25 protein-coding genes and 1 tRNA gene are annotated in these 20,493 nt (G+C 62.7%); 13 read left to right on the plus strand and 13 right to left on the minus strand.

The window, feature by feature from the left end; genetic code table 11:
* Positions 1-6 precede the first annotated feature (6 nt).
* The 5 genes from GR328_RS09100 (at position 7) to GR328_RS09120 (ending at position 3,854) form a co-directional block, all read left to right on the plus strand.
* A complete protein-coding gene (locus GR328_RS09100; RefSeq protein WP_160884205.1) occupies positions 7-327 on the plus strand; it encodes a YbaB/EbfC family nucleoid-associated protein in 321 nt (106 codons plus the stop codon).
* Between the two features lie 9 nt (positions 328-336).
* Positions 337-942, plus strand: coding sequence for a recombination mediator RecR (recR, locus tag GR328_RS09105; RefSeq protein WP_160884206.1), 606 nt, complete (start codon positions 337-339; stop codon positions 940-942).
* A gap of 210 nt (positions 943-1,152) precedes the next feature.
* Positions 1,153-1,998 carry a 2,3,4,5-tetrahydropyridine-2,6-dicarboxylate N-succinyltransferase gene (gene dapD, locus GR328_RS09110; protein WP_160884207.1) on the plus strand — a complete coding sequence of 282 codons (846 nt, stop codon included), beginning with the start codon at positions 1,153-1,155 and terminating at the stop codon, positions 1,996-1,998.
* A gap of 3 nt (positions 1,999-2,001) precedes the next feature.
* Entirely contained in the window at positions 2,002-3,165 is a 1,164-nt protein-coding gene (gene dapE, locus GR328_RS09115; protein WP_160884208.1) for a succinyl-diaminopimelate desuccinylase, read from the plus strand.
* 98 nt (positions 3,166-3,263) lie between these two features.
* Positions 3,264-3,854 (plus strand): hypothetical protein, encoded by a 591-nt coding sequence (locus GR328_RS09120; RefSeq protein ID WP_160884209.1) that lies wholly within the window; start codon positions 3,264-3,266, stop codon positions 3,852-3,854.
* Here GR328_RS09120 and truA read toward each other — a convergent pair.
* The 4 genes from truA to def are packed head-to-tail and all read right to left on the minus strand — an operon-like array spanning position 3,851 to position 6,548.
* A complete protein-coding gene (truA, locus tag GR328_RS09125; protein ID WP_160884210.1) occupies positions 3,851-4,594 on the minus strand; it encodes a tRNA pseudouridine(38-40) synthase TruA in 744 nt (247 codons plus the stop codon). The genes GR328_RS09120 and truA overlap by 4 nt on opposite strands.
* 1 nt (position 4,595) lies before the next feature.
* Complete coding sequence (locus GR328_RS09130; RefSeq protein ID WP_160884211.1) at positions 4,596-5,090, minus strand: GNAT family N-acetyltransferase; 495 nt, start codon at positions 5,088-5,090, stop codon at positions 4,596-4,598.
* 10 nt (positions 5,091-5,100) lie between these two features.
* Positions 5,101-6,033, minus strand: coding sequence for a methionyl-tRNA formyltransferase (gene fmt, locus GR328_RS09135; protein WP_160884212.1), 933 nt, complete (start codon positions 6,031-6,033; stop codon positions 5,101-5,103).
* Positions 6,030-6,548 (minus strand): peptide deformylase, encoded by a 519-nt coding sequence (def, locus tag GR328_RS09140; RefSeq protein WP_160884213.1) that lies wholly within the window; start codon positions 6,546-6,548, stop codon positions 6,030-6,032. Before def ends, fmt begins: the two co-directional genes overlap by 4 nt.
* A gap of 84 nt (positions 6,549-6,632) precedes the next feature.
* Here def and GR328_RS09145 point away from each other — a divergent pair, with 84 nt between their 5' ends.
* Positions 6,633-7,820: a DNA recombination protein RmuC gene (locus GR328_RS09145; protein WP_160884214.1), complete on the plus strand. Its 1,188-nt coding sequence runs from the start codon at positions 6,633-6,635 to the stop codon at positions 7,818-7,820.
* Positions 7,821-7,928: 108 nt separating this feature from the next.
* Positions 7,929-8,432 (plus strand): YciE/YciF ferroxidase family protein, encoded by a 504-nt coding sequence (locus GR328_RS09150; protein ID WP_160884215.1) that lies wholly within the window; start codon positions 7,929-7,931, stop codon positions 8,430-8,432.
* Between the two features lie 62 nt (positions 8,433-8,494).
* Here the strand turns inward: GR328_RS09150 and GR328_RS09155 are convergent, their stop codons facing one another.
* The 7 genes from GR328_RS09155 to rpmH all read right to left on the minus strand — a co-directional run bounded on the left by GR328_RS09155 (position 8,495) and on the right by rpmH (position 13,974).
* On the minus strand, positions 8,495-9,226 hold the full coding sequence (locus tag GR328_RS09155) for a pyrimidine 5'-nucleotidase (protein ID WP_160884216.1): 732 nt from the start codon (positions 9,224-9,226) through the stop codon (positions 8,495-8,497).
* Between the two features lie 79 nt (positions 9,227-9,305).
* Positions 9,306-10,208, minus strand: coding sequence for an acetylglutamate kinase (argB, locus tag GR328_RS09160; RefSeq protein ID WP_160884217.1), 903 nt, complete (start codon positions 10,206-10,208; stop codon positions 9,306-9,308).
* 203 nt (positions 10,209-10,411) lie between these two features.
* Complete coding sequence (locus GR328_RS09165; protein WP_160884218.1) at positions 10,412-10,780, minus strand: DUF423 domain-containing protein; 369 nt, start codon at positions 10,778-10,780, stop codon at positions 10,412-10,414.
* Positions 10,777-11,427, minus strand: coding sequence for a ribosome biogenesis GTP-binding protein YihA/YsxC (gene yihA, locus GR328_RS09170; RefSeq protein ID WP_160884219.1), 651 nt, complete (start codon positions 11,425-11,427; stop codon positions 10,777-10,779). The genes GR328_RS09165 and yihA overlap by 4 nt, the downstream gene beginning before the upstream one ends.
* A 105-nt stretch (positions 11,428-11,532) precedes the next feature.
* The gene (gene yidC / locus GR328_RS09175) at positions 11,533-13,377 is read right to left on the minus strand and encodes a membrane protein insertase YidC (RefSeq protein WP_160884220.1); all 1,845 of its coding nucleotides are present in this window, start codon (positions 13,375-13,377) and stop codon (positions 11,533-11,535) included.
* Entirely contained in the window at positions 13,370-13,819 is a 450-nt protein-coding gene (gene rnpA, locus GR328_RS09180; protein ID WP_160884221.1) for a ribonuclease P protein component, read from the minus strand. The genes yidC and rnpA overlap by 8 nt, the downstream gene beginning before the upstream one ends.
* Before the next feature lie 20 nt (positions 13,820-13,839).
* A complete protein-coding gene (gene rpmH / locus GR328_RS09185; RefSeq protein ID WP_027314822.1) occupies positions 13,840-13,974 on the minus strand; it encodes a 50S ribosomal protein L34 in 135 nt (44 codons plus the stop codon).
* Between the two features lie 401 nt (positions 13,975-14,375).
* On the opposite strand from rpmH, the gene GR328_RS09190 reads away from it, so the two are divergent.
* The 6 genes from GR328_RS09190 to GR328_RS09210 all read left to right on the plus strand — a co-directional run bounded on the left by GR328_RS09190 (position 14,376) and on the right by GR328_RS09210 (position 18,204).
* Positions 14,376-14,609, plus strand: coding sequence for a hypothetical protein (locus tag GR328_RS09190; RefSeq protein ID WP_160884222.1), 234 nt, complete (start codon positions 14,376-14,378; stop codon positions 14,607-14,609).
* 27 nt (positions 14,610-14,636) lie between these two features.
* Entirely contained in the window at positions 14,637-16,076 is a 1,440-nt protein-coding gene (locus GR328_RS09195) for a sensor histidine kinase (protein WP_160884223.1), read from the plus strand.
* Positions 16,077-16,178: 102 nt separating this feature from the next.
* Positions 16,179-16,255 (plus strand) — tRNA-Arg (locus tag GR328_RS09200).
* A 255-nt stretch (positions 16,256-16,510) separates the two neighbouring features.
* Positions 16,511-16,672, plus strand: a complete 162-nt coding sequence (locus tag GR328_RS28220; RefSeq protein WP_343039345.1) for a P1 family peptidase — start codon at positions 16,511-16,513, stop codon at positions 16,670-16,672.
* A gap of 56 nt (positions 16,673-16,728) precedes the next feature.
* A complete protein-coding gene (locus tag GR328_RS28225; RefSeq protein ID WP_343039333.1) occupies positions 16,729-17,166 on the plus strand; it encodes a hypothetical protein in 438 nt (145 codons plus the stop codon).
* 105 nt (positions 17,167-17,271) lie between these two features.
* Complete coding sequence (locus tag GR328_RS09210) at positions 17,272-18,204, plus strand: ribokinase (RefSeq protein WP_160884224.1); 933 nt, start codon at positions 17,272-17,274, stop codon at positions 18,202-18,204.
* Here the strand turns inward: GR328_RS09210 and GR328_RS09215 are convergent.
* Together GR328_RS09215 and GR328_RS09220 are read right to left on the minus strand one after the other, a co-directional pair.
* A complete protein-coding gene (locus GR328_RS09215; RefSeq protein WP_160884225.1) occupies positions 18,201-19,451 on the minus strand; it encodes an AGE family epimerase/isomerase in 1,251 nt (416 codons plus the stop codon). The genes GR328_RS09210 and GR328_RS09215 overlap by 4 nt on opposite strands.
* 17 nt (positions 19,452-19,468) lie before the next feature.
* Positions 19,469-20,419, minus strand: coding sequence for a carbohydrate kinase family protein (locus tag GR328_RS09220; RefSeq protein ID WP_160884226.1), 951 nt, complete (start codon positions 20,417-20,419; stop codon positions 19,469-19,471).
* Between the last annotated feature and the right edge of the window lie 74 nt (positions 20,420-20,493).

Here is a 20,493-nt window from a genome sequence, read left to right on the forward strand (position 1 = left end):
GCGGTCATGAAGGACATCATGGGACTGATGAAGCAGGCGCAGGCTATGCAGCAGAAGCTGCAGGATGCACAGGCCGAGCTCGAGAACCTCGAGGTCGAGGGCTCTGCCGGCGGCGGCGTCGTCACCGTGAGGGTTTCGGGAAAAGGTCATCTCAAAGCCATCAGCATTGATCCCTCGCTCATGAACCAGGACGAGAAGGAGATCCTGGAGGATCTCGTCGTCGCCGCCATGAACGACGCGCGCGGCAAAGCCGACCGTGCCGCGCAGGAGCGCATGGAAAGCCTGACGAAGGGCCTCCCGCTTCCGCCCGGCCTGAAGCTGTTCTGAGGCTCCTGAATGGCCCAGCACGTTGCCGGTCCCGAGATCGAGCGCCTGATCCAGCTGCTCGCGCGCTTGCCGGGTCTCGGCCCGCGCTCGGCGCGCCGTGCCGCCCTCCATCTCATCAAGAAACGGGATACGCTGCTCAATCCGCTGAGCGATGCCATGCGCATCGCCAACGAGCGCATCGTCGTGTGCTCGACCTGCGGCAACGTCGATACCTCCGATCCCTGCACCATCTGCCGTGATGGGAAGCGCGATCCGTCGATTCTCGTGGTGGTGGAGGACGTATCAGATCTCTGGGCGCTTGAGCGCTCCGGCGCGGTCAACGCGAAGTACCATGTGCTGGGCGGCGTGCTCTCGCCCCTGGACGGCGTGCGTCCCGAGCATCTGAATCTCGACCGTCTCGTCGCGCGCGCGTCCGAGCCGGGCGTGGCCGAGGTGATCCTCGCGCTCAACGCCACCGTCGACGGGCAGACCACGGCCCACTACATCACCGAGCTTCTCGGACATCTGCCGGTGAAGGTGACCAAGCTCGCCCATGGCGTGCCGGTCGGCGGGGAACTCGACTATCTCGACGAGGGCACGCTCTCCGCCGCGATTCGCCAGCGCACGTCGTTCTGACGACGGGCGGCTTTTCGCTGAAGCGGCTCTTCGGGTCCGCGTGATGCTCCACCTTTGAGCGGCGTATCGTTCGAGGCTGGGCCGCACCAGCGAGGATCGGCTCCACTTTTCTGCGCGATGCGCGATTCAGTCGGCTCTCCTGTACAGGTGACAGCCTCAGCTGCCGTTGCTAAGCAGGGAATCTACAATCCCTAATCTCCGAGTGAACCCATGTCCCTGACCGATCTCGCCCGCACCATCGATGCCGCCTGGGAAGACCGCGCCAATGTGAATGCTTCCACGACGGGGGCTGTCCGCGACGCTGTCGAGCAGGCTTTGCAGCTTCTCGACGCGGGACAGGCGCGCGTCGCCGAGAAACAGGCCGACGGCGAGTGGCAGGTGCACCAATGGCTCAAGAAAGCGGTGCTCCTCTCCTTCCGTCTCAATGACATGGAGGTGATCAAGGGCGGCCCCGGCCAGGCCACATGGTGGGACAAGGTTCCCTCCAAGTTCGAGGGTTGGGCCGAGGCCGAGTTCAAGGTGGCCGCGTTCCGGGCCGTTCCCAATTGCGTCGTGCGGCGCGGCGCCTATATCGCACCCGGCGTGGTGCTGATGCCGTCCTTTGTCAATCTCGGCGCCTATGTGGGCGAGGGCACCATGGTGGACACCTGGGCCACCGTCGGCTCGTGCGCGCAGATCGGCAAGAACGTGCATCTCTCGGGCGGCGTCGGCATCGGCGGCGTGCTGGAGCCGCTCCAGGCCAATCCCACCATCATCGAGGACAATTGCTTCATCGGCGCCCGTTCCGAAGTGGTGGAGGGTGTGATCGTGGGCGAGGGCTCGGTGCTTTCCATGGGCGTCTTCCTCTCGGCCTCCACCAAGATCATCGACCGCAACACGGGCGAGGTCTTCGTCGGGCGCGTTCCGCCTTATTCCGTGGTCGTGCCCGGCTCCCTTCCGGGAAAGCCCCTGCCGGACGGCACGCCCGGCCCGTCCCTCTATTGCGCCGTGATCGTCAAGCGCGTGGACGCGCAGACCCGCGCGAAGACAGGCATCAACGAACTGCTGCGGGACTGACCGATGGACCACTCGCCCCTCTTCCTCGCCAAATCGCTCCTTCGCTGTCCATCCGTGACTCCGGAGGAGGGCGGCGCGCTCTCTCTGATCGAGGGCGTGCTGAAGGCAGCAGGATTCGAGGTGCACCGGCCGGTCTTCTCAGAGCCCGGGACGCAGGACGTGGAGAACCTCTACGCCCGCTACGGGACCCGCAAGCCCTACCTGCTTTTTGCCGGCCATACGGATGTGGTGCCGCCCGGTGATCCAAGCCGCTGGCGGCACGATCCGTTCAGCGCCGAGATCGAGGATGGCGAGCTTTACGGACGCGGCGCCGTCGACATGAAGGGCGGCATCGCCTGCATGATGGCAGCGGCGCTCGAATTCATCCGCGAGAACCCCGATTTCGGGGGCTCCATCGGCTTCCTCATCACGGGCGACGAGGAGGGGCCCGCCATCAATGGCACCGCCAAGCTCCTCGAATGGGCGAAGGGACGCGGCGAGCGCTTCGATCATTGCATTCTCGGCGAGCCGACCAATCCCAACCAGCTTGGCGACATGATCAAAATCGGGCGGCGCGGTTCGCTGACGGGCAGGATCGTCGTCGAGGGCAAGCAAGGGCATGTGGCGTATCCGCATCTCGCCGACAATCCGATTCCCGGCATGCTGCGCCTCCTCGAAGGGCTCCTGCGCGATCCGCTCGATCACGGTACGGACCACTTTGACGCCTCGAATCTCGAGGTGACCACGGTGGATGTGGGCAATCCCGCATCCAACGTCATCCCCGCCGAGGCGAGGGCGACGTTCAACATCCGTTTCAACGACCTTTGGACACCCGAGAGCCTGGAAGCGGAAATCTCCCGCCGCCTGAGCGAGGCAGCCGGGAACGGCATTCGCTATACCTTGCGCATGGAACCGACGAACGCGATCGCGTTTCTCACGCCTCCCAACGAGTTCGTGGGCTTCATTGCCGATGCGGTGGAAGCCGAGACGGGGCTGCGTCCGAAACTCTCCACAACGGGCGGCACATCGGATGCACGCTTCATCGTCAAGGATTGTCCGGTCGTGGAATTCGGCCTTGTCGGACAGACCATGCACCAGATCGATGAGCGGGTGGCGGTGGAGGATCTGGACCGGCTCGCCGCGATCTATCGCAAAGTGTTGAACGCCTATTTCGCGCCAGCCTCTTAGAGAAGCGAGATTTTATTCAACTAAAGTCGCATTCTGGCCGGAACGTTTTCCCGTTTGAACCTGTTTTCGTGAGCATCCCAACCTCTGTGAGGCTGCTCATGATCGTCACGGCTGATGAGGTCAATCGCTCGTTCAGGGGGACGCTCGACCTGCTCCACAGCAGGGCCGAGGGGCTGAAGTCCTTCGACATGAGCGAAAGAGGATTCTGGCGATCCTTCGCGGCGATCTGGCTGACGCTTCCGGCTTATATCGTCTCGCTGGCTTTCGAGCGCCTGCGTCTTGGCCTGCTGAAGCCCGATCGGTCGCTTCTCGACAGTATATGGATCGACCTCGTCGTTGCGTTGGGTCATGTGGCGGGCTTCGCTGCGCTGCCTCTCGCGATGATCTGGATCGCCCGCAGCTTCGATCTCACGAGAGCCTATGTGCCCTTCGTGATCGTGACGAACTGGATCACGGTCATGAGCATGCTCGTGCTGTCTTTGCCCGCCATGCTCCTGCTGCTTGGCTGGGCCACTCCAGCTCTCGCCAGCGTCTTCAGTCTGGCTTTCGCCGTGATCATCGTGCGGATGCAGTGGTTCGCCACCAAGGCGACCCTCGGCGTACCTGGCCTTGCGGCCTTCGGAATCGTGCTGCTGGGGATCGTCCTCAATTCCTGTGTAGGGAATATCACGCGCGCCCTGCTCGGCTAGTCCGGATAATCGACCCCGATCAGGTAGAGACCCATCGACGGCGCCATGGGACCGCATCGGGTACGGTCACGGGCCTCGAGGGCCGCACGTACGTCTTCGACCGACCAGCGCCCGGCTCCTGCTCTCTCCAGGGTTCCCGTCATCGAGCGCACCTGATGGTGCAGGAACGAGCGGGCGGAGGCGTAGATCCGGATCTCGTCGCCGATGCGCTCCACATCCAGCCGGTCGAGGGTGCGGATCGGGCTGTTCGCCTGGCACTCCGCGGCCCGGAAAGTGGTGAAGTCGTGTCGGCCTATGAGCGTTTGCGCTGCTTCATGCATGACGGCCGCATCGAGAGGCCAGGCTACGTGCCAGACGCGCGAGACATCGAGCGTCGGCGGCGCGCGGCGGTTCAGAATACGATAGACGTAATGCCTTTTGACGGCGGAGAGGCGCGCATTGAATGTCTCAGGTACGATCTGAGCCGAGACGACCGCAACCGGGGCGGGTCTCAGGTGAGCGTTGGTCGCATCGCGAACCGTGTCGGGGCGCCATTCCCTCGTGAGGCTTACATGCACGACCTGATGGGTCGCATGAACGCCGGAATCCGTGCGCCCGGCGCAATGGACGCGGACAGTTTCGCCGGCAAAGCGCGCGATGGCATCCTCCACCGCCTGCTGTACGGAGAGGCCGTTCGTCTGGTGCTGCCAGCCTGTAAAGGGCGTGCCGTCGTATTCCACGACGAGCTTGTAGCGGGGCATGTCACTTCAATTCTGCAAAGGCTCTGGCATAGGATACCGGGCCATGAGCGTTTTTTCCCCTCTCGGAAAGAGCAAGGGCTTGGAGATAGGGCCCCTCATAAGGGGTCTTCATCTGGGTCGCCAGACCGGGGGTGAAGCCGAAGCGTGCATAGTAGTCGGGCTCACCGAGGACCAGGACGAGATCGTAGCCATCCGCCCGAAGCCTCTCGATTCCGAGCCGGACGAGGACCGAGCCGACGCCTTGCCTTTGAAACTCGGGGGCGACCGCCAGCGGGGCCAGGGCGCAACCTTTGAGGTCAGGAGTTCCGTGAAGCGTCAGACGTGAAAAGGCGACGTGTCCAGCCGGCTTGTCGGCATAGGCCACGAGGGACAGGGTCAGCTCTCCGTCATCGTGGAGCCGACGCACAAGGTCGGCTTCGCCCGATTGCCGGAAGGCGGCCTCGCAGATCGCGTAGAGCGCAGACCAATCGGCGATTTCCTCGACACGAATGTCCAATGGAGAGACCTCAAGAAAAGCGGGCGCCCGGACCGATCCTCACGCCGCGAAGGAACTCATCGAAAGCAACCGGTCCCTTGCCGGCCCGCTGAACCTGGAGCAGCCGAACAGCCCCGTCGCCGCAGGATACCGAACCATCGCCGTCGAGGAGCGTCCCCGCCTCGCCTGAGCCTTTTCCAGGCATGGTTTTCAGGATCTTCACCCGCTCCTGGCCCTTGCCGAAATCTGCGGTGAAGAAAGCCCCCGGGAAGGGTGACAGGCCCCGGATATGGTCGTGGACCGCCTGAGCGGGCTTCGACCAATCGATGCGCGCGTCCTCGTTCTTGAGCTTGTGGGCGTATGTCACGCCCTCTTCCGGCTGGGGCGTGAAGCTCAGGCCTCCGCGGGAGAGGGCGGCCAAAGCGCGGACCATCAGATCGGCGCCCAGCACCATCAGCTTGTCGTGGAGTTCCCCGGCGGTCATGTCTGGAGCAATCGCGCTCTTCTCGACCATGGCGACGGGTCCGGTATCGAGGCCCTCCTCCATCTTCATGACGGCGACACCCGTTTCCTTGTCGCCTGCCATAATGGCCCGCTGGATCGGAGCGGCGCCGCGCCAGCGGGGGAGCAGGGAGGCGTGAAGATTGAGGCAGCCGAGGTGCGGCGCTTCCAGAATGGCTTTCGGCAGGATCATGCCGTAGGCCACCACAACGGCCACATCCGCATCGAGGCTGCGGAAGGTCTCTGCCGCCTCTTCGGTGCGCAGGGTCTTGGGCGTGAAGACGGGCAGGCCGAACCGCTCCGCCATCCGGTGCACGGGGGAGGGCTTCAGGTCCATGCCCCGGCCCGCCGCAGCAGGCTCGCGGGTGTAGACGGCAACGATCTCGTGGCCTTGGCCGACGATCTCCGCCAGCGTGGGAACCGCGAAGTCGGGCGTGCCCATGAAGACGACGCGCAGGCTCATGCCACGACCCCGCGCTTGGCGGCCTTCTTGAACTTGGTCATCAACCGGTCCCGCTTGAGCTTGGAGAGATAGTCGATGAACAGGACGCCGTTCAGATGGTCGATCTCATGCTGTACGCAGGTGGCCAGAAGACCATCCGCCTCCTGCTCGATCACCTCCCCCTGGAGGTTCATGTAGCGGAAGCGCACCCGGTCAGGCCGCTCGACCTCCTCGTAATATTCGGGAATCGAGAGGCAGCCCTCCTCGTAAGACCGCATCTCCTCCGAAGCCCAGGTGATCTCCGGGTTGATGAGCACCATGGGCTGGCGCTCGTCCTCGGATTTCGACACGTCCATGGTGATCACCCTCAAGGGAACCCCGATTTGGATCGCGGCAAGGCCTACGCCGGGAGCGTCGTACATGGTCTCCAGCATGTCTTCGGCCAGCTGGCGGATCTCCTGCGTGATTTCCTTAACAGGCTCGGAAATCAGTCGGAGCTTGGAATCGGGAAGGATGACAAGGGGTCTGATGCTCATGATTGCGGGAGATAAGGGCTTGCAGGAGGATGGTCAAATCGTTCGTGATATGTTCGGATGCCGGCGTCAACCGGAAGCGTGGCCATGAACGATATTATCCTGATCCTCGGCTCTCATGCCCTGACCTGGGGACATGTCGTGACCGGCATGGCGGCTTTAAGCCTTCTGCTTCTTGTCATGGTGACGGTGCTTCTCCTGCGGACGCGTCGGGAAAAGGCCCTGGAGGAGGCCCTGGCCGAGGAGCGGGCCCGGGAGATGGACGACAAGGTCGCCGAGCTGGCCCGGATCCAGGCGGAGATGACCGGGCGGATGCGGACCATGGCCGAGGTCTTCGGCTCCCGTCAGAGCGATTTCGTGCGCATGATCTCAGAACGCATCGACGGTCTGCAGCACCGGGTGGGGCAGGGGCTGGAGGCCTCCACACGCCATCAGACGGAGAACCTGTCGAAGCTCAACGAGCGGCTTGCCGTCATCGATGCGGCCCAGCAGAACCTCAGCACGCTCACGGGCGAACTCGTCGGCTTGAAGGATATTCTCTCCAACAAGCAGAGCCGCGGGGCCTATGGCCAAGGCCGGATGGAGGCGATCATCCGCGACGGTCTTCCCGCGAATGCATTCGAGTTCCAGGCCACGCTCTCTAATCGCACCCGTCCCGATTGCCTGGTGCGGCTACCGGGGGACGAAAGAGGCCTCGTGATCGACGCCAAATTCCCGCTGGAGGGTTTCACCGCGTTCCGCGAAGCAAGGGGCGAGGAGGCGCGTGCCCGCGCCGCCGCGAGGGTGCGCAGCGACATGCTCGTCCATGTGAAGGACATCGCTGCGAAATATCTCATCCCCGGCGAGACGCAGGACATCGCCATGCTCTTCGTCCCGGCGGAGTCGATCTACGCGGACCTCGCGGAGCATTTCGACGACGTGGTGCAGAAGGCGCATCGTGCACGTGTCGTCATCGTTTCTCCGTCGCTCCTGACGCTCGCCATTCAGGTCATGCAGGCGCTGGTGCGCGACGCCCGCATCCGCGAGGAGGCGCGCGTGATCCAGGCCGAGGTGCAGAAGCTGTTGGAGGATGTGATGCGTCTCGACAGCCGAGTGGCCAAGCTCGACGCTCATTTCCGGCAGGCACAGGACGATATGGTTCAGATCCGCGTCTCGACGGAAAAGATTACCAAGCGGGGGGAGCGGATCGAGGCGCTGGAATTCGAGGAGGGCGAAACGCAGGCTCGTGCCGAGCTGCGACGCCTTCAGGGACGTGACCTGCGCATTGTCGAATAACCGGAACCGCCACTCGACCGCGACGTTCTCTCAACTCTAGCCATCGCGCCAAGCGGATGCTGGCGCTTGCATATCGCATGCATCACAACAAGAGAAGGATTGAGCGCCATGGGCCTTCTGTCGAAAGATATCAAGTCGCTGGACGACCTTTTTGTTCACACCCTGCAGGACATCTACTACGCGGAGCAGCAGATCACGAAGGCTCTGCCGCAGATGATAGAGCAGGCTTCAGATCCTCAATTGAAGCAGGCTTTCCAGACGCATCTGGGTGAGACACAGCAGCAGATTCAAATGGTCGAGCAGGTTTTCCGCATGCACGGCCATGATCCTAAGGGAGTAACCTGCCCGGCGATAGACGGGATCATCGACGAGGCGCAGGAAATTGCGGGCGATATAGACGATCCGCAGGTTCTGGACGCTGCACTTCTCGCAGCCGCACAGGCCGTGGAGCATTATGAGATCACCCGCTACGGTACGCTGGTCGCCTGGGCCAAGCAGCTCGGCCGTGACGATTGCGCGGGTGTGCTTCACCAGATCCTCGATCAGGAGAAAGCCACCGATCAAAAGCTCAATCGTATCGCCGAAAGCAAGATCAACACGCAGGCTGCTTAACGTCTCTTCAGCCATACGCGAAATGGCCTCCCTCGGGAGGCCATTTCCATTCGAGGAGGCGCTTATTTCGCAGGTAGCGCGAAGGCGCGCAGGAACTCCGCGAGGTCGTTCGTGATATAGTCGATATCGGGCGTCTTCACCGCTTCCTGCTCGAAGCTCTCCCGAAACGGATCGACCGCTTTCGGCACGATCAAGGTCGTCGTCATGCCGAGCTGGTGGGGCACAGCGAGGTTCTTGGCGATATCCTCGAACATGGCCGAGCGTGCGGGCTCGACGCCGTGCTTGTCGAGAAAGTTCTCATAGGCACGCCGCTCAGGCTTAGGCACGAAATTGGACGCGGCAATATCGAACACGTCCTCGAAGTGATCCAGGATGCCGATCTTCTTTGCCACGTTCTCCGCGTGCTTGCGCGAACCGTTCGTGAGGATCAGCTTGCGGCCCGGCAGCTTCTCGATCGCTTCACCCAGGCTGGGGTTGAGCTCAATGTCCGTGTGGTCGATATCGTGCGCGAAGTCCAGGAAGTCGTGCGGATCGACGTCATATTCATCAATCAGCGCGCGAAGGGTCGTGCCGTATCGGTGGTAGAAATACTTCTGCAGCGCTCTGGAGGACATGCCGTCCAGGCCGAAGAGTTTCGCAATGTAGAGAGTGATGCGCTCGTCGATCTGCGGCCAGACCCGCGATGTGTGCGGGTAGAGGGTATTGTCCAGGTCGAAGATCCACGTATCCACATGCGAGAAGGCGCGGGATTCGGGAGACGACAGGTGGTTCTCGACAGGCGGTTTTGCGTTCATGAGTTCCAGAGACGACAATGGGGCCGTGTGGCCCCACTGCTCACAATATAGGGATTGTTCGGGCCGGCGAAAAGGGGCCTCAGCCCCGCCGGATTAGCGTACCCGCGCCATGATCCGTGAACAGTTCCAGAAGAACCGCGTGGGGCACCTTGCCGTCCAGGATGACAACCGCTTCCACGCCTCGCTCCAGGGCATAGATGCAGGTCTCGATCTTCGGGATCATGCCATCGGTAATGGTGCCGTCGGCGATGAGGCGGCGGCAATCCTCGATGGTCATTTCCGGGATCAGGTTCTTGTTCTTGTCCAAAACCCCCGGAACGTCCGTCAGCAGCAGGAGGCGCTTGGCAGTCATGGCGCCGGCGATGGCGCCCGCGAAGGTATCCGCATTGACGTTGTAGGTCTGGCCGTCCTGGCCGATGGCCACGGGGGCGAGAACCGGGATCAGCTCGGCACTGAGCACCTTGTCCAGAACGTCACGGTTGACCTTTTCGGGCTCGCCGACGAAGCCGAGATCAACCGCCTTCTCGATGTTGGATTCGGGATCCACGGCAGTACGGGTTGCCTTCCGGGCGATGACCATGTTGCCATCCTTGCCCGACAGGCCGACGGCCTTTCCGCCCTCGGTGCCGATCCAGCCCACGATCTGCTTGTTGATGGAGCCGGCAAGCACCATCTCCACGATCTCGACCGTGGCTTCGTCCGTCACTCGCAGGCCGCCTTTGAACTCGGACCGGATGCCGAGCTTCTCGAGCATCTTGCCGATCTGGGGGCCGCCGCCGTGAACCACGATAGGCTTGATTCCCGATTGCTCGAGCAGCACCACGTCCTCGGCGAAATCCTCGGCTGCCGCACGGTCACCCATGGCATGGCCGCCATATTTGATCACGACGACCTGCTGGTCGTAGCGCTGCATGTGCGGCAGGGCCTGCACAAGCACCTCGGCCTGTACATGGACGTCGGGGAGCTGTTTGGAATCGGACATGGGCGGCTCCAGAGGTGAGGTGAGGACGAAACGGCCTGCGTTCTAGAGCATCGAACCCGAAAGTGGAATGCACTTTTGGGAGGGTTTCGCGACTCAATGTCCGAAGCGGGGCACCCTTGACGTGGGAAGCCAGGGCATCCTTCGCGGGCACGGACCTTCGATCCGGCACGCTGCGCCGGTAGGACGCCTTGCAGGCCAGGACCTCAGACTCGGAGGCGAAGAAGGGCCGATACCGCCACCAGAACCCAGCCGAGCATCAGAAGAATGCCACCCATGGGGGCGGCCCTGGGGAAAAGTGCGGCGCCTGCGAAGGCGCGCCGAGAGAGATCGCCGCAGAAGAGGGCAAGGCCCAGGATCAGGGCGTACCCGGCAATCTGGGCGAGGGTCGGGTGGACGGCCCCGGCCGCTATCAGGGCCGAAAGGGCGAGCAGCCCGGGGGCGTGAAACAAGAGGAACTGCGCCGCCGTGGTGAGATTGCCGCCCGTGATATGGGCGGCAGCGGCAGAAAGGCCCACGCCCAAGGCGCCGGAGAGACCGGCCGCGACAATGAGGAGGCGGCTCGCCAAGTTCATAGGGCGCCTCTTTCGCTGAGAAGCCGGGCGATTCCGGCCCGCAATTCCGGGATGCCGAGGCCGGTGCGGCTCGATGTAGGGAGCACCTCGGGATAGGCCGCGGCCCGCTTCGAGATCTGCTCCATCGTGGTGGCAATCCGCTTCTCGAGTTCGCCTTTCTTCAACTCGTCCGCCTTCGTCAGCACGATCTGATAGGAGACCGCCGCGGTGCCCAGGGTCTCGAGGACGCCCTCGTCGACGGGTTTGATCCCATGACGGGCATCGATCAGCACATAGACCCGGGCAAGGCTCGCGCGGCCGCGCAGGTAATCGTGGATCAGCTGTGTCCAGGCGTGAACCTTCTGCTTGTCCACGGCCGCATAGCCGTAGCCGGGCATGTCCACGAGGTGGAGGCGGTCGCCAATATTGAAGAAGTTGAGCTGCTGGGTGCGCCCGGGGGTATGCGAGGTGCGGGCGAGCGTGTTGCGCCCTGTCAGCGCGTTCACGAGGCTCGACTTGCCCACGTTGGAGCGCCCGGCGAAGGCGATCTCCACTTTTGTCATGGGCGGCAGATTCTTCAGGGAATTCGCTGCCCAGATGAAATCCGCCTCGCCCGCAAAGAGCTTGCGGCCGATCTCGAGGAAAGGGTCGATATCTGTTTCGGTCATGGTCACTTTATCGCCGCTTCGGACCCGCTCTTCAAGCAGAGGGCTGTGATCCAATGAAAATCCCCGGAGCAAGCTCCGGGGATGGTCGTGGCGTTTGATTGGCCGTCAACCGCGCGCGGGACTGCTCTTGCGGCTGAAGGTCTTGCGCAGGTTGTCCCACAATTCGATCTTCACGCCGTTGCGCCTCATGATGAAGGCCTGTTGCGTCACGGAGAGCAGGTTGTTCCAGGCCCAGTAGATCACCAGACCGGCCGGGAAGGAGCCGAGCATGAAGGTGAAGATCACCGGCATCCACGCGAAGACCTGCTTCTGAACCGGATCCGGCGGCTCCGGGTTCATCTTCATCTGCAGCCACATGGTAATGCCCATGAGGATCGGCCACACGCCGAGCATGAGGAAGGGCCCCAGCACCGGCACGGCGCCCGGATTGTAGGGCAGCAGACCGAACAGGTTGAAGATGGAGGTCGGATCAGGCGCCGCGAGGTCGCGTATCCAGCCGAAGAACGGCGCATGGCGCATTTCGATGGTGACGAAGAGCACCTTGTAGAGCGCGAAGAACACAGGGATCTGGATCAGCACCGGCCAGCAGCCCGCTACCGGATTGATCTTCTCCTTGCGGTAAAGCTCCATCAGCGCCTGCTGCTGCTTCATCTTGTCGTCGGCATAACGCTCGCGGATCGAGACCATCTCCGGCTGCACGGCCTTCATCTTCGCCATCGAGGCATAGGACTTGTTGGCGAGCGGGAAGAACAGGATCTTCAGGATCACCGTCACGAGCAGGATCGCGATGCCGAAGTTGCCGAACAGCCTGTAGAAGAAGTCCAGCACCTTGAAGAGCGGCTTGGTGATGAAATAGAACCAGCCCCAGTCGATCATGAGGTCGAAGTTCTTGATCCCGAGCGAGTCCTGGTAGGCATCCACGGTCGCCGTTTCCTTGGCGCCCGCGAAGAAGCGCTGCGTGGTTTCGGCGGCGCTGCCGGGCTGGATCGTCTGAGAGGCTCCCTGCATGATCGCATGGTAGGTGCGACCCGCCTGGCTCTGCTGGGACGTGAAGGCGCCCTGGTAGGTTATGGCCTGATCCGGAACGACGGTGGCGGCCCAGTACTTGTCGGTGATGCCGATAAAGCCGCCCTGCACGTTGTCCCACTTCTTCTCGGAGACGGTTGAGCCCGCGACGGGCTCCTCCTCGTCCAGGGTGTCGTACTTGATTTCCTGGAGGCCGTTGTCGCCCAGAACGCCGATCATGCCCTCGTGCAGCACGTAATAGCCGAGGGTAGTCGGCTTGCCGTGGCGGGACACGAGGCCATAGGGATGCAGCGCCACGGGCGCGGAACCACGGTTCTCGACCGAGCTCTTGATCGTGAACATGAACTTGTCGTCCACCGAGATCGTGCGGCGGAAGACGAGGCCTTGGCCGTTGTCCCAGGTCAGGGTCACCGGCGTGGAAGGAGTGAGCCTGTCGCGGTCGGCAGTCCACTCGGTATTGGCATTGGGCAGGCCGCCGGCCTGAGCGCCGACCCAGCCGAATTCCGCATAATACGGATTCTGCGTGCCCTCGGGCGACAGGAGTACGATATTGGCGCTCCGGGGATCGACGGTCTCGCGATAGTTCTTCAGCGCCACGTCGTCGATGCGGCCGCCGCGCAGATTGATCGAGCCCGCGATGGCGGGCGTGTCAATGGCGACGCGATTCGTCCTGGCAAGCGCAGCCTCACGGGACATGACGGTGGGAGCCGCCGGGGTGCCGGGGACCGTGGGGGAGGCTCCGCCGGCCTGGCTCGGGCTCAGGGGAGGGTTGGGGGCGGAGGGGTTCACCTGCGCGGATTGCTGCTGGAGGGCCGCTTGACGCTGCCTTTCAGCCTCAGGCGCGGCAAAGAAGTACTGCCAGCCCAGCAGAACCGCCAGCGACAGGGCGATGGCAACGATCAGGTTTTTGTTGTCTTCACGCATGGGAATGTCCGCGGCGCTCGCCTTTGATGGGAGGTGAGGAGGGGAGGGGACGATCGGAGATTTGGGCGCTTTTCGGCTTTGTGACAACCCGCAGAGCGCGCCGAAGATCGTCGATGAGGACGTCATAATCGGCGGTCAGAATTTCGCGCCGGCCGATGATGACGACGTCCGCATTGATGGCCGCGTAGTCCTGGGCTGCCAAGGGAACGGCAGCTCGGAGCCGACGCTTGATCCGGTTGCGCTCAGTCGCATGGCCGACCCGTTTCGTCACGGTCAAGCCGACCCGAAGGCCCAGATCCGAGCCGCTGGGATCCACAGTCGGGCGCAGGCGCGCCTGCACCGTCATCCGCTCCGTATGAAAGCGGCGGCCCGAGGCCGCCGCAACGAAGTCGGGTCTTTTGGTCAGACGCCCGATGATCACATCTGCGCGAGGTTCGCGCATCGGGTGTCCTTCAAGGCTGCTTACGCGGAAAGGCGCTTGCGGCCATGGGCGCGGCGGGCGGCAATGACCTTGCGGCCGCCCTTGGTCGCCATGCGCGCACGGAAGCCGTGTCGGCGCTTGCGAACCAGCTTGCTCGGTTGATACGTCCTCTTCACGGCACATCTCCGGTCGAAAGGGGCAGCGGTGCTCGAAGGCTCGCGCCCGTCTGGTTAGGTAAGGGGTCGCCCCCGAAACTGTCTCGAAAAAACGATCAGCGCCCACGAAGAGCGCTGTCAGCTTGCGGGCTTATGACGGAAGAGAGGGGCAAAGTCAACGCCGCTTTGACCTAGATGCGGCGATCCGGCGGCTTGGTTCATCGTCCGGCCCCTACGGAGGGCGAATGGGCCTAGGAGAGTACCCGGAACTTATATGTGAGGATACAGGCCATGGGCCAGGAGAAAGCGCGACAGACCAAAGGATGGGCCTGAACAGGGCCTGGTCGCGCTTTCTCGGGCCGCCATTCGCGGCCCTCTCTCCGCAGTTGGGTCGGCTCCGCTGGATGGTAACGAGGTATGGCATGGCCATGGGCGGCCTGGAGAACGGCGGAGGACTTGACCTATTGTTGTCCGGAGAGCGGGTTCTTGCCACCCCAAGGCGGGAGTCGGTACTGCCGTCGACGAGAGGATTGAAGGTTTCGGATCTCGCCGGCTTGGTCTATCCCTACCTGACCTTCTCCGAGGTGACGAAGAGCATTGCGGTGGAGTTTCTGATGCCTTGGGCTCAGAATCCCTGGGGGGCGGCGGGCGGATAGAACCCCGCTGCTTAGGATAAGGCGCGTATGGGTGTCGAGCAGCCACATTCGCTGACATGGCGGATCCTGAGCCAGTTCGGGCTTTCCGCGCGTCTGCTGCTGTTGACAGTTCTCTTCGTGATGATTGCGGAGGTGCTGATCTATGTGCCCTCCATCGCCAATTTCCGCCAGACTTGGCTGCATGATCGCATCGCCGCGGCCCAGATCGCCGCCATGGTGCTCGATGCGGCGCCCGAGGAGAGCTTGCCGGAGGAGCTCGAGATGCGCCTATTGCAGGGTGTCGGGGCTCGGGCGATTGCCCTTCGCGGGGGAGGACGGAGGAGCCTTCTCGCTATCACTGACGTACCGCCCGAGGTGAGCAAGAGCATCGACCTGCGCGATACGGAATGGGCCACGCTCGTCACGGACGCCTTCGATGTCCTGTTTAACCCGGCGGACAAGCCGATTCGGGTGATCGGCCACGGCATGGGGGTCGAGTTCGTTGAGATCATCCTCGATCAGCGTCCCTTGCGCATGGCCATGCTCGAGTTTTCGCGCAACATCCTTCTTCTGTCGCTCTTCATCTCGATTATCACGGCAAGCCTCGTCTATTTGACCCTGCAATGGGTGATCGTGAGGCCGGTGCGCCGGCTGACCGGCAATATCGCCGAATTCTCCGGTAACCCGGAGGATGCCTCCCGCGTCATTCGGCCGACGGACCGTGCCGACGAGATTGGCTTGGCCGAGCAGGCCTTGGCGCGCATGGAGACGACTCTGGCAGATGAGCTTCGCCAGAAGCGGCGTCTCGCGCAGCTCGGCCTTGCGGTCAGCAAGATCAACCATGAACTGCGCAACATGCTCACGACGGCCCAGCTCCTCACGGATCGTCTGGAGCGGGTGAACGACGAAGCCGCTCAACGTGTCGCGCCCCGCCTCGTCGCCACGCTCGACCGGGCCATCGCCTTCTGTGAAACGACCCTCGCCTACGGCCGGGCCACGGAGCCCTTGCCGCAGCGCCGGCTGATTCCGCTGTCGCCGCTGATCGAGGAGCTATCGAACCTCAAGGACCTCGCCCCAGAGGTCGGTATCGTCTTCAGCTCCCAGGTGCCGGAGGATCTGATGGTCGATGCAGACAAAGACCAGCTCTCTCGTGTGCTTGTGAACCTCGTCCGCAATGCGGTGCAGGCCCTGAGCCTGGCCGGCTCGCCCGAGGGGCAGCCTCGAATCGATGTTATCGCCAGCCGCAAGCGAAATGTCGTTACAATTCTCGTTGAGGACAACGGGCCCGGAATTCCGGACCGGGTAAAGGCAGACCTGTTTACGCCGTTCCAGAGCTCGGCTCGGAAAGGGGGGACGGGCTTGGGGCTGACCATCGCTGCGGAACTGATTCAACTCCACGGGGGGGCGATTGCCCTCGACGACAGCAACGGTCATACCTGTTTCCGCATCACAATCCCTGATCGGGCCTCCAATCCGGATCAAAATTGAACCTTGTGCAAAATCTCGTCAAAGAAGGCTTGCCAAGCGTGCCGGAACCCTTTAATCACCCGCCACGGCTGATGTTGCTTCTCGCAACGACCTGCCGACCAAGCGCCCGTAGCTCAGCTGGATAGAGCACCAGACTACGAATCTGGGGGTCAGAGGTTCGAATCCTTTCGGGCGCGCCATTCATCTTCTTGAGAATTTATAGGTTCGATGAGCTGACTTGACCGGTCCGGTCAGCTTTGCTCGTTCCGGGCAACATCGCGTGCCGAACAGGGCTATCAGGCAAATCGCTCCCGTAACCACGAGTGCACAAGCCGAAATCCCGATTCTTGCTCATGTAATGTGACGCAACGCTGCTGCCTCGGGATAGATCACCGGTCGGCAAATCCATCGGCCTCGTTCGGATCGACGAACTCGGAGCCATTGAGGCGCCGATCCTGTCGACCAACACGCTCTCCGTCGGCACTTGCGCGACGGCTTTGATCCGGGAGGCCGTCGCTCAGAATTCGGACATCGGACCCACCATACCGATGGTCAATCCCGTAATGGGTGACTGCAACGACGGCTCCTTGAGCGACATCCAGGCTCTTGCGGCATAGGAACGGCATCGCGCAAGATCGAACCCGGTGGAGCCGACCATCCTACCGGCGTGCTGGTGCGGACCAATGTCGGCAATACAGGTAATCTTGTTCTTCCGATGGCCGCCGGCCTTCTTCCGAAAGAGTCGAAGGCGCCGCAGGAACGCAGGAGCGAGGGTCGATCACGACAACAAATCCGATCTGCCCGCCATGCGCGTCCTCGCCAAAACAGGATCGACCACGTGTTCCCGGCGGCCGCCGAGGCAATCCAGGAAGCCATGCTGAACTCCATGCTGTCGGCCGACTGCTTCGTCGGACGTGGCGACAAGACTCGAGTGTCGCTGGCGGACATCCCGCGCGGCGAACAAATGGTGCCGCTCCACAGCATTCATTTTCCGACCCGAGTTGAGTTTGCTCGATCAATTGAAAAGGGCAGCCACGTTATGTCGCAAGCATCGGGTCCAAAGCCCGTTGCAGGAATTCTAGACATCGGACATTCGAGCGTCCGAGAATGATCCTTCGTGCGCCGTCAAGGCATGCATACATGCGGTGAGGGCGCTCCATCGCTTGCGATAGCCGCAGGCTTCCCCATACTGGAACATCGCGTTAGGGGGCTCGGCATGATTACGGTCTTCGGGTCGATCAATATGGATCTCGTCGCCCCGGTTCGGCGCATCGCCCGACCCGGGGAGACTGTCCTGTCCCCGCGCGCCGACAGTTTTTTTGGCGGCAAGGGGGCCAATCAAGCCGTTGCCGCCGCCCGCATGGGTGGGGACGACGCGATCGGTGTCTCCATGGCCGCAGCGGTAGGAGATGATGCCTTCGGTAAGGCCTGCCTCGATAATCTGAGGAAGAACGGCATCGATGTGGAGGCGGTGAGGATTGTCGATGAGCCGACCGGCTGTGCCTTCATCACCGTCGATGACGCCGGAGAGAATGCCATCACGGTGGCCAGCGGTGCCAACATGGCTGTTCGGGCTGCGGATGTTCCCGAGAGGCTCCTATCCGGCGCTAGCGTCGTTGTCCTCCAGATGGAGGTACCTTTTATCGAGAACCTCGAAATGGCCCGGCGGGCAAGGAAGGTCGGCGCAACGGTCGTCTGGAATGTTGCGCCCGTGCCTGCCGCCGTCGAACGTGGTGCCATGGCCGACATGCTCGCCATGACCGACGTGCTTGTCGTGAACGAGCATGAGGCCCTCGCCGTCGCTGCTCTCGTGGGGGAAGATGCCGGGAGCGATTACCTGAAAGCCTCTTCGATCCTGGCGCAGGTTTGCGGATTGGTCTGTATCGTCACCGCCGGAGCCAAAGGCGCTGTTGCCGTCAGCCCGGACGGAGCGCAGCGCCAGGCTGTAGCCTGGCCGGTAACCGCGGTCGACACTACCGGAGCAGGCGATACCTTCGTTGGCGTTCTTGCCCGTGGTCTGGCAGAGAGGCGCGATCTGGGCGATGCCATGCGACGGGCCTGTGTTGCGGCGTCTCTTTCATGCAGGGCAGTGGGAGCCCAAGCCGGGATGCCCACTCGGGCGGTGTTGGAGAGGGCACTGTTGGCTTAACCGTTTGCCTGCGGGATGACCCGCGTCAGGCTTCCCGTCGCAGGAAAGAGGGGAATGAGGCAGGCTTGCAGAGCATGGTAGAGATCGGGCTTTCCGATGAACAATGTGCTCGCCGGCTGCAGGTTTTCGGAAAACTCCGGATGCCAGCCTCCCCGCTCATGATCGATCAGATGGCGCTCCACGAAGTTCCAGAGATGGCGGTACCAGGTCTCATGAAACTCGCTCGGGCGGTGTTCGCACAGGAAGGATGCCGCACCGATCGCCTCGGCGCAGGGCCACCAGAGCTTCTGCGGGAGTCTCGGCCGGTTGTCCCAGTCAAGTGCGTAGAAGAAGCCGCCCTTGTCGCTGTCCCAGCCGAGCGAGATTGATTGCCTGAACAACTCGCAGGATGCTGCAGGCATCCAGTCACGCCGCTTGTCGCCCAGCGCCCAGAGCTGCAGCAGGAGGCGGGCCCATTCGAGCCAGTGCCCAGGTGTCGTGCCGTAGGGGCGAAACACGTCGGAGCCCCGGTAATTCCGATCCAGGGACCAATCCCCATGGAAATGCTCCGCCACCCGGTAGTCCAGAGATGTGGCATGACAGCCGATGATCAGTTCCGCAATGCGTTCGGCCTTATCGAGATAACCTCTCTCGCCTGTTGCCTCGAAAGCGGCCATCAAGGCTTCGGTCAGGTGCATGTTCGAGTTCTGGCCGCGATACTGGCTGATGGGAGACCAGTCGCGTGCGAATTCCTCGGCAACTGCGCCGTGCCGCTCCTCCCAGAAGCGCTCTTCCAGAACCTGGGTGATATCGGCCAGGAGTCTGTCGGCCAGGGGATGACCCGCGACCTTCGCACTGGAGGCGGCGAGCAGCACGAAGGCATGCCCATAGGCCTGTTTCGTATCGTCCTTAGGCCCGTCGTAATCAAGCGACCAGATATACCCTCCATGCACCGCATCCCGGTGATGATTCCAGAGATACTCCATGCCGTGATCGACGATCCTGTCGCATCCGGGACGGCCGAGCAGGAGACCGATCGAAAAGCAATGCACCATGCGGGTGGTGCTGTGGATCTGTCGGACTGAGTTGTTTCTGTCGAGAGCGTTCCCAAGGCTGTCCAGATCGAAGAAGCCACCGGTCGGATCGATGCAGCGGTGTTGGAAAAAGCCGAACAGGCTGTTGGCCTGCGCCATGAGCCATTGACGGTGAAAAGGGCGAGCGCGCCAGCTTGGGCCTGTTGCGGGCAGAGCGGGAAGAGACATCTGCATGGCAATCTCCAACGGGCCTAAGCACGGGTTGCCATGAAACGGTACACTTCTTCCCAGGTCGGGGGATTGGCACCACGCCGGGTACAAACGATTGCAGCCGCCGCCGCCGCGAAATCGAGAGCCGCCGTGGCCTGTGCTTGGGTCAATCCGGCCATGCTCTCAGGCCTGAGCAAGTCATTCGCGTCCAACCAGGAGAGAAGGCCCGCATGGAAGGTGTCCCCTGCGCCGACCGTGTCCACCACATTCGCACGGGGAGCGGGTCGCTCGATGCGGGAACTTCCAAAGACGGCCATCGAACCCTCCGCTCCACGCGTTACGACGACGAGCCTGGGGCCTCGCCGAAGCCAAGACTGGGAAACCGAGACAAGGTCCGCGTCTGGGTAGAGCAGATGAATATCCTCATCGCTCGCCTTGACGATGGTGGCATGGACGAGGAGCCGCTCGAACCTCTCCCGATAGATCTTCAGGTCGCCGACGACACGAGGGCGGACGTTCGGATCGAGCGAAATCACGCGGGATCCGGATTCACGACGGAGGAGTGTCTCGATGGCGCTGGCGATGGGCTCGACGCCGAGCGCATAGGAGCCTGCCGCTATGGCGTTCACCTCTGCGGGCAGGGAGGAGGGGAGGGCCTCCGGCCTAAGGGCCCGGTCCGCACTGTCCGGTGCGTAGAAGGAATATCGCGGCTCTCCTGACGGGCCGGTCGCAACGACGCTGAGGGTCGTTGGGTTCGGACAGCGCTGCAGATAGGATGGGCTTACGCCTGCTTCAGCCAGCTTTCCCGCCAGAAAGACGCCGAAAGTATCCTCTGAAAGGGTCGACAGAAATGCGGCGGCGCGGCCCAAGCGGCCGATCCCAATCGCGACATTGAAGGGCGAGCCACCCGCCACGGCCTCGGCCGTAAGCCCGATCGGTGAGGGGGGCCCGACAAAAAGGTCGATTAGGGCTTCGCCGCAGACCAGGATCATTCGGGGCTCCTCTATGTACACGGCGCCGGAACCTCAAGCCGTAAGATCGGCCTTGCTGCGTGCGACCGGCTTCG

This window comes from Microvirga makkahensis, from assembly GCF_009830105.1.
GTDB classification, from domain to species: Bacteria; Pseudomonadota; Alphaproteobacteria; order Rhizobiales; family Beijerinckiaceae; genus Microvirga; species Microvirga makkahensis.

Excerpts from the sequence above, each read along its gene's own strand:
- GR328_RS09100 (WP_160884205.1), top strand. The coding sequence starts at position 7 with ATGAAGGACATCATGGGACTGATGAAGCAGGCGCAGGCTATGCAGCAG.
- recR (WP_160884206.1), top strand. The coding sequence starts at position 337 with ATGGCCCAGCACGTTGCCGGTCCCGAGATCGAGCGCCTGATCCAGCTG.
- dapD (WP_160884207.1), top strand. The coding sequence starts at position 1,153 with ATGTCCCTGACCGATCTCGCCCGCACCATCGATGCCGCCTGGGAAGAC.
- dapE (WP_160884208.1), top strand. The coding sequence starts at position 2,002 with ATGGACCACTCGCCCCTCTTCCTCGCCAAATCGCTCCTTCGCTGTCCA.
- GR328_RS09120 (WP_160884209.1), top strand. The coding sequence starts at position 3,264 with ATGATCGTCACGGCTGATGAGGTCAATCGCTCGTTCAGGGGGACGCTC.
- truA (WP_160884210.1), bottom strand. The coding sequence starts at position 4,594 with ATGCCCCGCTACAAGCTCGTCGTGGAATACGACGGCACGCCCTTTACA.
- fmt (WP_160884212.1), bottom strand. The coding sequence starts at position 6,033 with ATGAGCCTGCGCGTCGTCTTCATGGGCACGCCCGACTTCGCGGTTCCC.
- def (WP_160884213.1), bottom strand. The coding sequence starts at position 6,548 with ATGAGCATCAGACCCCTTGTCATCCTTCCCGATTCCAAGCTCCGACTG.
- GR328_RS09145 (WP_160884214.1), top strand. The coding sequence starts at position 6,633 with ATGAACGATATTATCCTGATCCTCGGCTCTCATGCCCTGACCTGGGGA.
- GR328_RS09150 (WP_160884215.1), top strand. The coding sequence starts at position 7,929 with ATGGGCCTTCTGTCGAAAGATATCAAGTCGCTGGACGACCTTTTTGTT.
- GR328_RS09155 (WP_160884216.1), bottom strand. The coding sequence starts at position 9,226 with ATGAACGCAAAACCGCCTGTCGAGAACCACCTGTCGTCTCCCGAATCC.
- argB (WP_160884217.1), bottom strand. The coding sequence starts at position 10,208 with ATGTCCGATTCCAAACAGCTCCCCGACGTCCATGTACAGGCCGAGGTG.
- GR328_RS09165 (WP_160884218.1), bottom strand. The coding sequence starts at position 10,780 with ATGAACTTGGCGAGCCGCCTCCTCATTGTCGCGGCCGGTCTCTCCGGC.
- yihA (WP_160884219.1), bottom strand. The coding sequence starts at position 11,427 with ATGACCGAAACAGATATCGACCCTTTCCTCGAGATCGGCCGCAAGCTC.
- yidC (WP_160884220.1), bottom strand. The coding sequence starts at position 13,377 with ATGCGTGAAGACAACAAAAACCTGATCGTTGCCATCGCCCTGTCGCTG.
- rnpA (WP_160884221.1), bottom strand. The coding sequence starts at position 13,819 with ATGCGCGAACCTCGCGCAGATGTGATCATCGGGCGTCTGACCAAAAGA.
- GR328_RS09190 (WP_160884222.1), top strand. The coding sequence starts at position 14,376 with ATGGCCATGGGCGGCCTGGAGAACGGCGGAGGACTTGACCTATTGTTG.
- GR328_RS09195 (WP_160884223.1), top strand. The coding sequence starts at position 14,637 with ATGGGTGTCGAGCAGCCACATTCGCTGACATGGCGGATCCTGAGCCAG.
- GR328_RS09210 (WP_160884224.1), top strand. The coding sequence starts at position 17,272 with ATGATTACGGTCTTCGGGTCGATCAATATGGATCTCGTCGCCCCGGTT.
- GR328_RS09215 (WP_160884225.1), bottom strand. The coding sequence starts at position 19,451 with ATGCAGATGTCTCTTCCCGCTCTGCCCGCAACAGGCCCAAGCTGGCGC.
- GR328_RS09220 (WP_160884226.1), bottom strand. The coding sequence starts at position 20,419 with ATGATCCTGGTCTGCGGCGAAGCCCTAATCGACCTTTTTGTCGGGCCC.